The sequence below is a fragment of the Mesorhizobium sp. B2-4-14 genome (assembly GCF_006442155.1).
GTDB lineage: Bacteria > Pseudomonadota > Alphaproteobacteria > Rhizobiales > Rhizobiaceae > Mesorhizobium.
Window position 1 is genome coordinate 15,054 of record NZ_VFVA01000018.1, and the last position, 15,482, is coordinate 30,535.

General features: G+C 65.0%; 12 protein-coding genes. 5 read left to right on the forward strand and 7 right to left on the reverse strand.

Features of this window, described 5'->3' with window-relative positions:
* The first annotated feature begins 41 nt into the window (after nucleotides 1-41).
* On the forward strand, nucleotides 42-953 hold the full coding sequence (locus tag FJ938_RS16980) for a DMT family transporter (protein ID WP_140695556.1): 912 nt from the start codon (nucleotides 42-44) through the stop codon (nucleotides 951-953).
* A 25-nt stretch (nucleotides 954-978) separates the two neighbouring features.
* On the opposite strand, the gene FJ938_RS16985 is transcribed toward FJ938_RS16980, so the two are convergent.
* On the reverse strand, nucleotides 979-1,875 hold the full coding sequence (locus FJ938_RS16985) for a dienelactone hydrolase family protein (RefSeq protein ID WP_140607968.1): 897 nt from the start codon (nucleotides 1,873-1,875) through the stop codon (nucleotides 979-981).
* A 129-nt stretch (nucleotides 1,876-2,004) separates the two neighbouring features.
* Nucleotides 2,005-2,229: a hypothetical protein gene (locus tag FJ938_RS29530; protein ID WP_181165538.1), complete on the reverse strand. Its 225-nt coding sequence runs from the start codon at nucleotides 2,227-2,229 to the stop codon at nucleotides 2,005-2,007.
* Nucleotides 2,230-2,293: 64 nt separating this feature from the next.
* Here FJ938_RS29530 and FJ938_RS16990 point away from each other — a divergent pair, with 64 nt between their 5' ends.
* The gene (locus FJ938_RS16990) at nucleotides 2,294-2,728 is read left to right on the forward strand and encodes a hypothetical protein (protein ID WP_140607970.1); all 435 of its coding nucleotides are present in this window, start codon (nucleotides 2,294-2,296) and stop codon (nucleotides 2,726-2,728) included.
* A gap of 154 nt (nucleotides 2,729-2,882) precedes the next feature.
* Here FJ938_RS16990 and FJ938_RS16995 read toward each other — a convergent pair whose 3' ends face one another.
* Nucleotides 2,883-5,198, reverse strand: coding sequence for a glucose/quinate/shikimate family membrane-bound PQQ-dependent dehydrogenase (locus tag FJ938_RS16995; RefSeq protein ID WP_140695558.1), 2,316 nt, complete (start codon nucleotides 5,196-5,198; stop codon nucleotides 2,883-2,885).
* On the opposite strand from FJ938_RS16995, the gene FJ938_RS29970 reads away from it, so the two are divergent.
* Together FJ938_RS29970 and FJ938_RS17005 are read left to right on the forward strand one after the other, a co-directional pair.
* A complete protein-coding gene (locus tag FJ938_RS29970; protein ID WP_246673372.1) occupies nucleotides 5,185-5,565 on the forward strand; it encodes a hypothetical protein in 381 nt (126 codons plus the stop codon). The two genes, FJ938_RS16995 and FJ938_RS29970, sit on opposite strands and share 14 nt — an antisense overlap.
* Nucleotides 5,566-5,645: 80 nt before the next feature.
* The gene (locus tag FJ938_RS17005) at nucleotides 5,646-8,327 is read left to right on the forward strand and encodes a UvrD-helicase domain-containing protein (RefSeq protein WP_140695560.1); all 2,682 of its coding nucleotides are present in this window, start codon (nucleotides 5,646-5,648) and stop codon (nucleotides 8,325-8,327) included.
* 30 nt (nucleotides 8,328-8,357) lie between these two features.
* Here FJ938_RS17005 and FJ938_RS17010 read toward each other — a convergent pair whose 3' ends face one another.
* The 4 genes from FJ938_RS17010 to FJ938_RS17025 form a co-directional block, all read right to left on the reverse strand.
* Nucleotides 8,358-8,672, reverse strand: coding sequence for a hypothetical protein (locus tag FJ938_RS17010; RefSeq protein WP_140695563.1), 315 nt, complete (start codon nucleotides 8,670-8,672; stop codon nucleotides 8,358-8,360).
* A gap of 54 nt (nucleotides 8,673-8,726) precedes the next feature.
* The gene (locus FJ938_RS17015) at nucleotides 8,727-9,482 is read right to left on the reverse strand and encodes a DUF4239 domain-containing protein (protein WP_140695565.1); all 756 of its coding nucleotides are present in this window, start codon (nucleotides 9,480-9,482) and stop codon (nucleotides 8,727-8,729) included.
* A gap of 100 nt (nucleotides 9,483-9,582) precedes the next feature.
* Nucleotides 9,583-11,136: a trimethylamine methyltransferase family protein gene (locus tag FJ938_RS17020; RefSeq protein ID WP_140695567.1), complete on the reverse strand. Its 1,554-nt coding sequence runs from the start codon at nucleotides 11,134-11,136 to the stop codon at nucleotides 9,583-9,585.
* A 12-nt stretch (nucleotides 11,137-11,148) separates the two neighbouring features.
* Nucleotides 11,149-13,560: an FAD-dependent oxidoreductase gene (locus FJ938_RS17025; protein ID WP_140695569.1), complete on the reverse strand. Its 2,412-nt coding sequence runs from the start codon at nucleotides 13,558-13,560 to the stop codon at nucleotides 11,149-11,151.
* A gap of 282 nt (nucleotides 13,561-13,842) precedes the next feature.
* Between FJ938_RS17025 and FJ938_RS17030 the strand changes: the two genes are divergently transcribed.
* Entirely contained in the window at nucleotides 13,843-15,330 is a 1,488-nt protein-coding gene (locus FJ938_RS17030) for an esterase-like activity of phytase family protein (RefSeq protein ID WP_140695571.1), read from the forward strand.
* The last annotated feature ends 152 nt before the right edge of the window (nucleotides 15,331-15,482 follow it).

The window sequence follows — 15,482 nt, forward strand, 5'->3', positions numbered from 1 at the left end:
TATCCATGTAAACTGCGAAAAACGCCTGCGATACTGATCCGATGGACGATCGAACGCAAGCTTCTGCCGCCAGCCCTGCCCTCGGCCGCCACCTGCCCGGCAGCCTAGCGGAAAACCTGCCGCCGCATGTCTGGTTCGGTGTCAGCGCCGTCTTCCACTATCTCGGACCGGCCTTCGCCGTGCTGCTTTTCCCGCATGTTGGCGTGCTCGGCATGGCATGGCTGCGCATCGCCAGCGCGGCGCTGATTTTTGCGCCGCTGACGCGCCCATGGCGGAGCTTCGCCCGCGCCGATCGCCCAACCCGCCTGCTGTTGCTGGCCTTCGGCACCTGCCTGGCGGTGATGAACTGTTCGTTCTACCTGGCGCTTGACCGACTGCCGATCTCGCTGGTGGCGGCGATCGAATTCGTCGGCACCATCGGCGTCGCGCTGGTCGGCCTCAGAAGCGCTCGCAGCCTGGCCGCCCTGGCCGTGGCCGTCAGCGGCACCTTGCTGCTGATCGACGTCAAATGGTCCAGCGATCCTGTCGGGCTGTTCTGGGCCTTCCTCAACGGCGCGCTCTTTGTCGGCTACATCGTTCTTGGCCACCGCGTCGCCCACGCCGGTGCGGGCGACGGCATAGCGGGCCTCGGCGCCGCCATGGCGGTCGCCTTCGTCGTCGTGCTGCCGATCGGCCTCAGAGACGCGCTGCCCGCCTTCTTCTCACCGCTGCTTCTCATTGCAGCGATTGGTGTCGGCATCTGTTCTTCGGTCATTCCCTACATCTGCGATCAGCTTGCCATGTCACGGCTGCCGCGCTCGAGCTTTGCGCTGATGCTATCGCTGCTGCCGGTCACGGCAACGCTGATCGGCGTCATCGTGCTACGCCAGGTTCCCGGCCTCAGGGATTGCCTCGGCATCGCGCTGGTGGTGGCCGGCGTTGCCTTCCACAAGCCGGCCCCATCAGCCGGGTGACCCGGCCGGCTGCGTGACACTCGCGCTATGCCAGTTTCTGCTTGAGGAAAGCGACAGTCCTGCCCCAGGCGAGATCGGCCGCCTTCTTGTCGTAGCGGGCCGCCGACGTGTCATTGTTGAAGGCATGGTTGGCGCCTTCATAGACATAGACCGTGTACTCGACATGGGCGGCGTCGAGCTCTTTCTTGAAGGCATCGATGCCGGCATTGGTGCGTTCGTCGAGCCCGGCATAGTGCAGCAGCAACGCGGCCTTGATCTTCGAGACATCGGCGGCCTTCGGCTGCATGCCGTAATAGGCGACGCTGGCGGCGAGATCGGGCGCGTTGACGGCCAGCATGTTGGCCGTCCCGCCGCCCCAGCAGAAGCCGATGACGCCGACCTTGCCATTGCCGTCCTTGTCGGCCTTGAGGAAGGCGACGGTCGCCACGCCGTCGGCCACGGTCTGCGCGGAGTCCAGTTGAGTGAACATGTCGCGCGCCTTATCCTCGTCGGCGGGTGTGCCGCCGAGCGGTGACAGGAAATCCGGCGCAAGCGCCACGAACCCCTCCAACGCCACGCGCCGGGCGACGTCGCGTATATGCGCGTTGAGCCCCCTGTTTTCATGGATGATGATGACGGTGCCGAGCTTGCCGGTCTGGTTTGCCGGTTTGACCAGATAGCCCTTCATTTCGCCGCCGCTGCCGGGATAGGTGATGTCCTCGCCTTTCACGCGGGGGTCGTTGTCGGCAACGATTGCCGCCTGGGCGGAATTGGCAGCCAGAAGCGGCGCGATCGCGGCCGCCGCCGCGCCCGATCCGGCAAGCCTCGTCAGCTGTTCCATGAAGCGCCGGCGATCGAGCGTCAGATGGGTGTATTCGTCATAGGCGTCGATCATCGCCTGGGTAATGACGGGTTTTCCGGTGTTTGCGGATGTCGTCGTCATGGACGCACTCCTCGATCTCGATGCCTCGACTGCCTTGCGGTTGGCAAGATAGGGGCGAGCCTCACATCGTCCAGTCACGGCTCGGTGACACTCCGGTTGCGCGGCTATGGGCGAGCGGCGGGACGATCATCACGTTTTGGTCATCGGCGACAAATCTTGATGGCGCTGCCACAATAGTGGGGGAAACTGAGGAACCGGCCGCCCCATGGGGCGGCCACGGTCCTGAATGGTCCGATCTGAAAGGAACACGCCGATGACCATGACCTCGCCAATCCTGGCAACCGCCTTCATGGTTGCCGCAGCCGCCATCCTGGCGATGCGCGCGACCGTTGTCGCCACGAGCTGGAAATCCATGGTCAAGGTTCGCAGCCGCCAGCGCCATCCGGCAAACACCAAAACCCAAGGATGAGGTGAGATCATGAACGTCCAGGATATCGTCAACACCGTTTCTCAAAAGGCAGGCCTCGATCAGGCGACGACGGAGAAAGTCGTCGGCACCATCCTCTCGGTGCTGGAGCACGAGGCCGATGGCACCAGCGCCTCCTCGTTTTTCGCCAAGATCCCCGGCGCCGATGATCTTGCCCACCAATATGACGTCATGGCCGCCGCCCCAGCCGGCGGTGGCGGCTTCCTGTCCTCACTGCAGGGCGCGCTTGGCGGTGTTCTCGGCGAAAAGGCGGGCGCGCTGGTCAACGGCCTCGCCGCGCTCAAGGCATCCGGCCTCGACATGGCGCAGATCCAGAAGGCGGGCGCCACGCTGGTCCAGCAGGCCGAAGCCGCCGCCGGCCCCGATTTGACCAACGAGGTGCTCGGCTCGGTGCCGAGCCTGAAGAGCCATCTGGGGCTTGGCTAAGGCGTTCGACTCGGAAGGCTTTGCGCCGCCCTCATCCGGCTGCCGCCACCTTCTCCCAGTGGAGTGACTGGGGAGAAGGTGCAATTTCAGCCCTGGCGCAATCCCTGCACAACAATTCCGGCAGAACTTGATCGATCACTCGTCCAGCATTGCCTTACTTCGGCAGCGCGTAAGCCATCACATAGTCCCCGGGCTTGGTGCCGACCGAGCCATGGCCGCCGGCGACGATGACCACGAACTGGCGTCCGTCGGCGACCGTATAAGTCATCGGCGTCGACTGCCCGCCGGCCGGCAACCGCGCCCGCCAGAGCTGCTTGCCGGACGTCAGGTCGTAGGCGCGCAGATAGTCGTCGACCGCGGCACCCAGGAAGGCGACGCCACCAGCGGTGATCATCGGCCCGCCGATACCGGGCACGCCGACCCTCAAGGGCAGCGGCAGCGGCGTCATGTCGTAGACCGTGCCGTTGCGGTGCTTATAGGCGATCGCGCCGGTCCTCAGATCGACGCCGGCGACATAGCCCCAGGGCGGCGCCTGGCAGGGAATGCCGAGCGGCGACAGGAACGGTCCCATAACCACCGCGTAGGGAGCGCCCTCATTGCGGTTCAGGCCCTGCTCGCTGCCCTTCGCGTCGCCCGGCGGCGGCACGTCGGCGCGAGGAATAAGTCTGGATGTGAACGCCAGGTAGGTCGGCATGCCGAATATCACCTGCCGCACCGGGTCCACGGCGACCCCGCCCCAGTTGAAGACACCGAAATTGCCGGGATAGATCAGCGATCCCTGTAGGGAGGGCGGCGTGTAGCGGCCTTCATAGTGCAATTTGTGGAAGGCAATCCGGCACGCCAGCTGATCGAACATGGTGATGCCCCACATATCGGCATCGGTCAGCGGCGGCGGGTTGAAGGAGAGGCCCGATGCCGGCTGCGTCGGCGATGTGTGGTCGCCTTCGATGGCGCCACCGGGCGCCGGCATTTCCTTGACCGGTATCATCGGTTCGCCGGTACGCCGGTCGAGCACATAGAGGTCGCCCTGCTTGGTCGGCCCGACCAGCGCCGGCACCACTGTCCCGTCGCCCTTGGTGATGTCGATCAGGCTCGGCTGCGCCGGCACGTCCATATCCCAGAGGTCGTGGTGCACGGTCTGCCGCACCCATTTCAACTGCCCGGTGTTGAGGTCGAGCGCGGTGATAGAGGAGGAGAATTTCTCGACATTGGCGCTGCGCCCGGCGCCGAGCTGGTCGGGAGTCTGGTTGCCGAGCGGCACATAGAGCAGGCCGAGCTTCTCGTCGGCGCTCGGCGTCGACCACATATTGGGCGAGTTGGCGGTGTAGGTCTGGCCGGCCGGCAGCGGCGTGGTCTGATCCGGATTGCCGGAATCCCAGTTCCACAGCAATTTGCCGGTGCTCGCATCATAGGCGCGGATGACGCCGGACGGCTCCTGCGTCGAATAATTGTCGTTGACCGCGCCGCCGACGATGATCTTGCCGCCCGCGATCAGCGGTGCCGAGGTCGAATAGTAATAACCCGACTTCGGGTAAGGCATGCCGGTCAACAGGTTGAGCGTGCCGCCCTCGGCGAAGGCCGGACAAACCTGCCCATTGGCGGCGTCGAGCGCGATCAGCCGCGCATCCGACGTCGGCAGGTAGACACGGCTTGCGCAAGGCTGGCCGACGGCCCCGGCGGCATCGGCATAGTAGGACACGCCGCGACATGTCTGGTGCTGGCGATCCTTGTCGAGCTTGATCTTGGGGTCGTAGCGCCATTTCTCCTTGCCGGTCGCCGCATCGATGGCGATGGCGAAATTGTGCGGCGTGCAGATGTAGAGCGTGTCGCCGATCTTAAGCGGCGTCACCTGATAGGTGGTCTCGCCGACATCGTCCGGCCCCTTCACATCGCCGGTGCGGTAGGTCCAGGCCGGCTGCAGATTGGCGACATTGTCCGGTGTGATCTGATCGAGCGGCGAGTAACGCTGGCCGAACTGCGTGCGGCCATAGAAGTGCCACTCGCCGGCCGGCACGTCGCCGCCAAGATTGGCATTGGGGATCACCTTGTCGGTGTCGAGCGCGCCGCCGATGTCCTTCGGGTCCGCGGTCATCGAATAGCCGGCCACCGCCAACGATGCCAGCACGGCCAGGATCAGCGGCGCGCGCCCGTCAGGCCCGGCAAGGCCGCGCCTCGCCCAGGGCGTCAAAAGCCACAGCGCCACCAGCACGATGATGCCGCCGCGCGGGCCGAGTTCCCACCAGTCGAAGCCGGTTTCCCAGACCGCCCAGGCCAAAGTGCAGAGCACGATCGCCGCGTAAAGCCACAGGGAGGTGGACCGGCGTCGATAGAGTAGCCAGGCGGTGATCAGGAAGGCGAGGCCTGCAATGATGTAATACCAACTGCCGCCCAGCGAAGCCAACCAGATGCCGCCCGCGCCGAGCGCCAGGCCGATGAGGAAGAGGATGAGGGAGGTGATGGAGACAGCCAAGATGATACTCCTTCGACTGTTGCACGCCAGCGAGGCGGCCATGGGCAACGTCCCTGCCCTTTGTTCAGCTTTCCCTCACCCGCTCCGCCTGTCAAGCTGGCCCACACGCCAAGGTGGCAATCCATCTTGCCATAAGCAGGCCGGTAACATTCGCGAGAAAGCCGAAAAGCGGATCATGGAAAATACTGCTTTCGCGTGTCGCGACTTGTCGCTTGATGATCTCGGCCTTTACGAAGCTTTCCTGGCCTCACCTGCCGGTAGCCACTATTACGACCAGATGCAGGTCGCTCTGGGCGCGGCGATAACCGACGAGGCGCGTGCGGTAGGGCAGCGATTTTTCGTCGCTCTCGGCTACCGCAAGGCCTGAGCGGCCTTCTCGGCACTTTACCGGGAACAAAACGTAGACAGTTCTGGTCTTTCGCCACCGAATCACTACATTCGGGGGAGATGTCCGGCTTTTCCGAAGACATGCCCTTTTTCGACGAACCCAATGCGCGGCCCTCGGCCCCGTCGGGTATTGCCGCGCGCGCCATGGCCGCCCGCGGCGCCCATAACAACGCGCCCGACTATCTCAGGGGGTTGAACCCCGAGCAGAGGCTGGCGGTGGAAACCACCGAGGGCCCGGTTCTGGTGCTGGCCGGCGCCGGTACCGGCAAGACGCGCGTCCTGACCACCCGCATCGCCCACATCCTCGCCACCGGCAAGGCCTTCCCGTCGCAGATCCTGGCCGTGACCTTCACCAACAAGGCCGCGCGCGAGATGAAGCAGCGCATCGGCATCCTGATCGGCGAAGGCAATGTCGAGGGCATGCCCTGGCTCGGCACCTTCCATTCGATCGGCGTGAAGCTGCTGCGCCGCCACGCCGAACTCGCGGGGCTGCGTTCCGACTTCACCATCCTCGACACCGACGACGTCGTGCGGCTGATCAAGCAACTGATCCAGGCCGAAGGCCTGGACGACAAGCGCTGGCCGGCCAAGCAGTTCGCCCAGATGATCGACGGCTGGAAGAACAAGGGGCAAGGTCCGGCCGATATCGCCGAGGGCGACGCGCGCAGCTTCGCCAATGGCAAGGGCCGCGAACTCTACAAGGCCTATCAGGAGCGGCTGCGGACGCTGAACGCCTGCGATTTCGGCGACCTGCTCTGCCACCCGATACGCATCTTCCGCGCCAATCCGGACGTGCTGAAGGAATACCACAAGCGCTTCAAATACATCCTCGTCGACGAATACCAGGACACCAACACCGCCCAGTACATGTGGCTGCGCCTGTTGGCGCAAAGGCCGCAGGTTTCGCGCACACCCCCGACAAGCGATCTCCAATCGGCCGAGGGCCGCAAGCCCGACCGGGCGTCCGAGCCGTTGCGAGGCCCGCGCGGAGGGCCCGCGCCGGCAGGCGCGGAACAGCCCGTGAGCGATAACAAAGTCAACATCTGCTGCGTCGGCGACGACGACCAGTCCATCTACGGCTGGCGCGGCGCCGAGGTCGACAACATCCTGCGCTTCGACAAGGATTTTCCCGGCGCCACCATCATCCGGCTGGAGCGCAACTACCGCTCGACCGCGCATATCCTCGGCGCCGCCTCCCACCTCATCGCCCACAATGAGGGCCGCTTCGGCAAGACGCTGTTCACCGACCGTGACGATCCCGAGGACGGCAAGGTCAATGTGCACGCGGCCTGGGATTCCGAGGAGGAAGCCCGCGCCATCGGCGAGACCATCGAGGCCTACCAGCGTCAGAAGCACAATCTCAATGACATGGCGATCCTGGTCCGCGCCTCCTTCCAGATGCGCGCCTTCGAAGACCGCTTCATCACGCTCGGTCTCAATTACCGCGTCATCGGCGGTCCGCGCTTCTACGAGCGCATGGAAATCCGCGACGCGCTGGCCTTCTTCCGCGTCGTTGCCAATGGTACCGACGACCTTGCCTTCGAGCGTATCGTCAACGTCCCCAAGCGGGGACTCGGCGAGGCCACCATCCGCCAGATCCATGACACGGCGCGCGCGCTGCGCATCCCGATGCTGGAGGCTGCGGCGACTTTGGCCGAAAGCGACGAGCTGAAGCCGAAGCCCCGCGCCGCTTTGCGCGAAGTGGCCGCCAATTTCGAACGCTGGCAGAAGGCGCTGGAAAACAAGCCGCACACCGAGCTTGCCGAGACCATTCTCGAAGAGAGCGGCTACACCGACATGTGGAAGAACGACCGTTCGGTCGAGGCGCCCGGCCGGTTGGAGAACCTCAAGGAACTGATCCGCTCGATGGAGGAGTACGAGTCGCTGCGCTCCTTCCTCGAACATGTCGCGCTGGTCATGGATGCCGAGCAGAATGCCGACCAGGACGCCGTCAGCATCATGACGCTGCATTCGGCCAAGGGCCTCGAATTCGAGACCGTCTTCCTGCCCGGCTGGGAGGAAGGCCTCTTTCCCCATCAACGCGCGCTCGACGAGGGCGGCCGCTCCGGGCTGGAGGAAGAGCGGCGGCTGGCCTATGTCGGCCTGACACGGGCCAAGAAGAACCTGCACCTCTGGTTCGTCTCCAACCGCCTCATCCATGGCCTGTGGCAATCGACCATCCCGTCGCGCTTCCTTGAGGAACTGCCGGAAGCCCATGTCGAGATCGCCGAAGCCGGCAACTCCTATGGCGGCTACGGCAATCCCTATGGCGGCGGTTCCTTTGCGTCGGGCCGTGGCGGCAAAGGGGCAGGAAGGCAGAATCCCTACGGCGCCTCGCGCTTCGACAATATCGGCGGCAACGCCAGCGGCACGGAAAAATCCGGCGCCTTCTCCAACACCTACTCGACGCCGGGCTGGCAGCGGGCGCAGGCCAACCGCACCGAGGCGACCGACCGCAACTGGGGCACGCGCTCCGGCCATCAGGTCGAGCGCATCGGCTATGGCGAGACCGATTCCGGCTACGGCGCCGGCCGCACGAGCGTGAAAGGCCGCACCATCGACGGCGAACTGGTCGCCAAATCCGTCGCCGACAAGCCGTCGCCCTTCAGCGTCGGCGACCGTGTCTTCCACCAGAAATTCGGCAACGGCAACATTTCGGCCATCGAAGGCAACAAGCTGACCATCGACTTCGACAAGGCCGGCCAGAAACGCGTGCTGGACGGGTTTGTCGCGGCGGTGTGAGTTCTGCCGGCCCCGTCTGGCCGCAGCCCCTCAATCCACCTTCTTCTCGCCCCGCTCGCCGGCCTTCACGATATCGTCCGTCGTGAACAGGATTTCCTTCAGTTCCGCCCGCCAGTCCAGCTTCTGGCGCAGCAGGAATTCGAGATCCATGCCGAAATGCTTGAATTCCTCGCTCTGCGCGTTCTGCATGATCGCCTTGGCCTGAGGGTCCTTCTCCACCGCCATGCGCTGTTCGTACCAGCTTATCGCTTCCGCCTCCTCGATCAGCGAGGTGATCATGCGGGCAAAGGTCCGCACTTGCTGCGACAGTTCTTGTGGCGGTTCGTGATACTGGTCGAAACCCATGTCGTCCTCCGTGGTTAGTCCCAGTGAATGCCCGGGAACGGCGCCGGTTCCGCATCATCGTTGCAATTCGGCCAGCGCCCTCTCCAGCGGTGCCGTCGATATTTGGATCGGGCCGGAAAATGCCAGATCCATGTCGAAGATCAGGTAGATCGCCCCGGCAATCATGGCTGCCGACACCACGTAGGTGCCGATGGTGATCGCGTTTCGCGGTGCCCTGAAGCCGAAACCGGCAAAGATCAGCACCAGCCAGGCAACCAGCATGACAATCAGCGCCACGGGGATCGTACTCTCCGACTGCTCGATCAGAACCCAACGTAGTTCCGTCACCTTCTGCAGATGCTGGCGGGCATCTTGCAGCAAGGCGCTATGCGCGTCATCCGCCGGTATCAGCGCACTCAGCCTATTGCCGATCTCAATGAGCAGGTGCTCCGATAGCCGGTTGGCGTCGATTGGCGTTTCATGGGTCGGCGAGTCCTGACCCGTCACGCGCTGCACATAGATGCCAAGAGGCTGGCGCACCACGTCGGTCTCAGGCCCGTATTGGCGGAGCGACCGGTCGAGAAGGATCATTTCGGTCGCATAGGCGTGCACGTTGCGGTCGATCGATTCGTAGGTGTTCCTGGCCGAGTTGATCATGAGCCCGAGCATCAGCGACGTCATGACCCCGAACAGATTGGCGGTGAGCCGAACCACGGTGTTCGTGTCGTCGTCGCGATGTTTGGCCGGCAATGTCGGCCAGATCGCCATGCTGGCGAACGCCGCCGCCACCAGACACAGGAAGATCACCAATGCGATCAACGCTTCGCGCATCCGCTCATTTCTGCACGGCATGCGCCAATTGCCAATGGCAAGACACTGGTCACACAGCGAAAGTTGCGACTCCGTCAGGCGTTCTCGTATCTCTGGTGTCTTACGACACCGGTGCTGCTCCGCCTTCCTCGGTGCGCCGCGCGATGAACTCGTCCAGCACGCCCGACGTGGCTACCGCCGTCGCCGGCGGCTCGAAATCGGCGAGGATGCGTTTCCAGATGCCGGTGGCGCGTTCGGTGGCGGTCTTGGAACCGCTTTGTGTCCAGTTGCCGAAATTCGACCAGTCGGCCACCAGCGGCTCGTAGAAGGCGGTGCGGTAGCGCGCCATGGTATGGCCGGCCGAGAAGAAATGACCGCCCGGCTGCACTTCGGCGATCGCCTCGAACCCAATGGAATCGCTGTCGCCGGGCGTCGCGGCACAAAGTTCGGCGATCGTCTGCAGGGCTTCGACATCGGTGACCAGCTTCTCCAGCGAGACGCTCAAGCCCCCCTCCAGCCAGCCGGCCGCGTGGATGCAGACGGTGGCGCCGGCCAGCACCGAGCCCCACAAGGCGAACTGCGTTTCATGCGCCGCCTGCGCGTCCGAGATGTTGGCGGCACTGCCGCCGCCGGACCGCCAGGGAAGTCCGGTGAAACGGGCCAGCTGGCCGGCGCCGAGCGTCGCCTTGATGTGCTCGGGCGTGCCGAAGGCCGGCGCTCCGGACTTCATGTCGACATTGGAGGAGAAGGAGCCATAGACCACCGGCGCGCCGGGCCGCACGATCTGCGCCAGCGTCAGGCCGGCCAGGGCTTCTGCATGCTGCAGCGCCAGCGCGCCGGCCACCGTGATCGGCGCCATGGCCCCCGCCAGGCAGAACGGTGTGATGATCGAGACCTGGCCCGCCTTGGCGAAATCGATGATGCCTTGCGCCATCGGTATGTCGAGCTGGCGCGGCGAGTTGGTGTTGATGACGGTGTAGCACCAGGCATTCGACTGAAATTCGTCCCGCGACAGGCCGCGCGCCAGCCTGACCATCTCGAAACTGTCATCGACCTGCGGCGTGCCGCGCGCGAACACGAAGGGGAACTTGTCGGACAGCGTCAGCTGCGCGCGGTTGACGGCATAGTGACGGAAACGGTTGTCGACGTCCTGCGGCTCGACGCAGGGCCCCAGCATGTGCAGCACGTCGAAATGCTGCACCATCTTGATGAACTCCTCGAAGGCCTCGAGCGTGCCAGGCCGCCGGCCGCGTACGAGGTCGGTGACGTTGGGCGCGCCGGAGCCGGCCAGGAACGTCATCGACCCCAGTTCGAGGGACAGGTCGCGGTCACGCGCGCCGGCATGAGCATGGATCGATCGCGGCGCGGAAGCCAGCGCCGCCGCCACCATGTCGCGGCCGATGCGCACCATGTCGGTGTCCGGATCGACCAGCGCGCCGGCGCGGGCGAAATAGTCGCGCGCCTGCGGCAGCAGCACCTTGATGCCGAGCTCTTCCAGCACACGCAGCGCCGTGTCGTGGATCGCCGCGACCTGGTCATCCGAAAAGATCGGCTGCGGCAGGAACGGGTTCTTCAGCGACCGGTAATTCGGCCGGCGGCTGCTCTCGCTGCCGGCCTCGCCTGTCCGTCCACGCCGGCGTTCGCGCCTGGCGTCTCGTGCCGCGTCATCGACCATCGAAAATCCTCCTCATTGCCGCATCGCCTTGCCCGAGGGATCGTAGGGCGAGGCCGCGATGACCCGCGCCGGCCGCTCGACGCCGACAATGTGCACCGAAAGCGCCGTCCCCTCCTCGGCAAAACCGTCGTCCACCAACGCCAGCGCGACGCTCTTGCCGATCGTGTAGCCAAAGCCGCCCGAGGTGACGAAGCCAACTCGCCGTCCGTCGAGCCACACCGGCTCGAAGCCGCTGGCGTCGGCATCGACGGCGTCGATCTCCAGCGTCACGATCCGCTGCGAGGTACCCGCCTCGCGCTCCCTCAGCGTCGCGTCGCGGCCGACGAAATCGCCCTTGTCGAAAGCGATGAAGCGGTCGAGTCCGGTCTGCCCTGGCGTGTAGCCTTGCGTGAATTCGCGTGACCAGATGCCGAAGCTTTTCTCCAGCCGCAATGCATTGAGCGCGTAGTAGCCGATCTCCACCAGACCAAGGTCCTCGCCGGCGGCCAGCAGCATCTGGCGCAGCGTCGCGTGCATGGCCACGGGGCAGCTGATCTCGAAGCCGAGTTCGCCAGCAATGGAAAGGCGGGCAACCCGCGCACGCACCATGCCGATGTCGAACGCGCCGCAGGCCATGAACGGCAGCGCTGCCGCCGACACATCCTGATGCGTGGTGCGTTCCAGGATCTTGCGCGCATTCGGCCCCGTCAGCAGGAAGCCGCTCATGGCGTCCGAAATGTCGGTGACCGTAACGTCCTCTCGCGCCTGGCCCTCGAACCAGCGCATGTGGAATTCGCGCAGGTAGTAAGAGCCCATCAGCCAATAGTCGTCGCCGCCCCAATTGATCACGGTGAGGTCGCCCTTCAAGCGCCCGTCCGGCCCGAGCATCGGCGCCAGCCGCGCCTGCCCGGCCTTTGGCAACCTGCACGCCAGCAGCCGGTCGAGCCACGCCTCGGCGCCCGGCCCGCACACCGCATAGCGTGAGTAGGCCGAGATATCGATGAGACCCGCCGCACGCCGCACCTGCAGCGCCTCGTCGCCGACAATGTCGAAGGCGTTGGAGCGTTTGAGCGTGGTGTTCTCGCGAAATCCCATCGGCGCGAAATAGGCCGGGATTTCCAGCCCCCATGAGGCCGTCCATTCGCAGCCCGCGGCAGCCATCCCGTCATAGGCGCCGGGGCGCTTCAAGGGCCGGCCCGCAGGCAGCCGCTCGTTGGGAAAGGTCATGACGAAACGGCGCGAATAGAACTGGCGCGTCGTCTGCTTGAGATATTCGCGGTTGGCGGCGAAGGCGCCGTAGCGGGCAATGTCCATGCCGAAAATGTCGGCCTGCGGCTCGCCGAAGATCATCCACTCGGCCAGCGATTTGCCGACGCCACCGCCCTGGCTGAAGCCGGCCATGACGCCGCAGGCGACCCAGTAATTCTTCAAGCCGCGCACCGGTCCGACGATCGGATTGCCGTCCGGCGTGAAGGTAAAGGCGCCATTGACCCATTTGCGGATGCCGGCCGTTGCAAGGCAGGGAAAGCGCTCATGCGCCTTGGCGAGTTCCGGACTGATACGGTCTATGTCTTCCGGGATCAGTTCGATGCCGTAGTCCCATGGCGCGCCATCCATGTTCCAGTGCTTCGGATTCTGCTCGTAAACGCCGAGCAGCACGCCCTTGCGCTCCTGGCGCAGGTAGGAGAAGCCGTCGAGGTCGACGGCGATGCCGATTTCCCTGTCGAGCGCTGCGATCTCGGGAATATCCTCGGTGACGAAATAATGGTGCTCCATCGGCGTCACCGGCAAGTCGACGCCGGCCATGCGGCCGAGTTGCTTTGCCCACAAGCCGCCGGCATTGACGACGTGCTCGGCGACGATTGTGCCCTGCTCGGTGACGACGTCCCACTGCCCATCGGCGCGAGACTTCAGCTCGACCACCCGGTTGCGCAGGATGACATCGGCACCGCGCTTCCTGGCGGAGCCCGCATAGGCATGCGTCGTGCCATAGGGATCGAGATGGCCCTCGTTGGAATCGTGCAGGCCGCCGAGCACGCCGGCGACATCGACGATCGGGCAGATCTCCCTGATCTCTTCCGGCGTCACCAGCCGCGCGGTTTCGATGCCCACAGACTGGAACACCGCCCAGGCCGACTTCAGCCATTCCCAGCGGGCGGGATCGCTGGCGATGTTGACGCCGCCGGTCATGTGCAGGCCGATTTCCTGGCCGGATTCGGCCTCGATCTCGCGGTAGAGGTTGATGGTGTAATCCTGCAGCGCCGCGACGTTGGGATCGGCGTTGAGCGCATGGAAACCGGCCGCGGCGTGCCAGGTAGAGCCCGCGGTCAGCTCGGCACGCTCGATCAGCGCCACATCCGGCCAGCCGAACCGCGTCAGATGGTAGAGCACCGAAGCGCCGACCACCCCACCTCCGATGACCACTGCGCGATAATGCGGCTTCAAGGCCTTCCCTCCCGATCTGTCCGAAGCCGGCACCATATACGCACTGGACATAAGTGTCTAGTGCGCTGAATGCGCCCGATGCAGATCAAGCCTCTCGCGCTATCCCGCCTTTCATCGATGCATGAAACGCCGGCAGGGATGCGCCGCCCGCTGTCACGCCAGCATCATGTTCACCCCTTAGATCGCTTCCGGGGAGGCGCGCGCGGCATCATCGATGTGGCACCTCTTTCCGTTTTCGTCGTTCAGCCGCTCCGGCATGCTTCGTCACAAAGAGGATTGTCCATGAATCACCCGCACCGAACCGCGTCGCTCGCCGTCGCGCTGGCCTTGTTCACCGCCCTCACGCCGGCGCTCGCCGAGACCACCGCGGCCGTCGGCGGCACCAGCTTCGTCAACAAGGGCCTGGTCGGCGTCGGCCGCATTCCGGCCGCGCAGCGCGACAAGTTCGGCGAGACGTTCGGCTCGGGCTCCGGCATGGCGATCGACACGTCAGGCTGGACGCGTGACGCGGCCGGCTACAAGGGTTCGCTCTGGTTGCTGCCGGATCGCGGCTACAACGTTGCCGGCACGACCGACTACCGTGCGCGCGTCAACACCATCGGCATCGAGTTCTCACCTATCGCGCCGGGCGCGGCACCCGCCGCCGGCCAGGAGCAGACCGCCGTCAAGGCGACGCTTGCCGACACGATGCTGCTCACCGACGACAAGGGCGCCGACACCACCGGCCTCGATCCGCTGTCGGATGTGCGCCCGGCCGCCGGCGACATGCCGATGCTGCCTGTCGCTACCAACGGCAAGCTCGCCCTCGACAACGAGGCGATCGTGCGGCTTCCCGACGGCTCGATGTTCATCTCCGACGAATATGGCCCCAATATCTACCGCTTCTCGGCGCAAGGCCGCCTGATGTCCGCGACCCAGCCGCCCGCCGCCCTCGTGCCGATGCGCAAGGGCGCGCCGAATTTCTCCTCGGACAATCCAGGTCCGGGCGCTGCCGATCCTGATCCGAAGGATCCCGAGACCGGCCGCCAGAACAACCAGGGCCTGGAAGGCATGGCGATGACGCCGGACCGCAAGTTCCTGATCGCCGTGCTGCAGTCGGCGCCCAGGCAGGATGGCGGCGATTCCCCTGCGACGCGGCAGAACACCAGGGCGTTGGTCTATGGCGCCTCCGATCTCGCCCACCTCAAGCTCGCGCATGAATATGTCGTGCCGCTGCCGGTGTTCAAGGATGCCAAGGGCAAGACCAAGGTCGCCGCGCAAAGCGAGATCGTGGCACTGTCGGATACGGCGTTCCTGATGCTGGCCCGCGACAGCGGCAACGGCCAGGGGCTGGCAAAAGGTGACGCCTCGCTCTACCGCCGGATCAACATCGTCGATGTCTCCGCTGCGACCGACATCGCCGGCGGCGCCTTCGATGCCGCCGACAAGCCGGTGGCGCCCAAGGGCGTGCTCGATCCGTCGGTGACGCCGGCCAAGCTGATGCCGTTCATCGACATCAACGACGCTGCCGAGCTCGGCCGTTTCGGCCTGCACAATGGCGGGGCGAAGGACCGCAACGAGCTTTCCGAGAAATGGGAAGCAATGTCGCTTGCCAGCGTGCTCGATCCGAAGCTGCCCGACGACTATTTCCTGTTCGTCGCCAATGACAACGACTTCCTGACCCAGGACGGCTTCCAGGTCGGCGCATCCTACAAGGCCGACGATGGCGCCGATGTCGACACCATGTTCCTGGTCTATCAGGTCACAATTCCGGGTCTCGCAAAGAAGTAATGCCGCATGCGGGCGGGCGCGCCGAGCGCGTCCGCCCGCAAATCGTAAAGACCCGACTCAACATCTCCGCCTCGCTTGGCGGCACGGGCTCGACCACGCCGGCTATGGAATCCAATCCGACGTGCCGTGCGGTCGCGCGTGTCTTTTGCGGC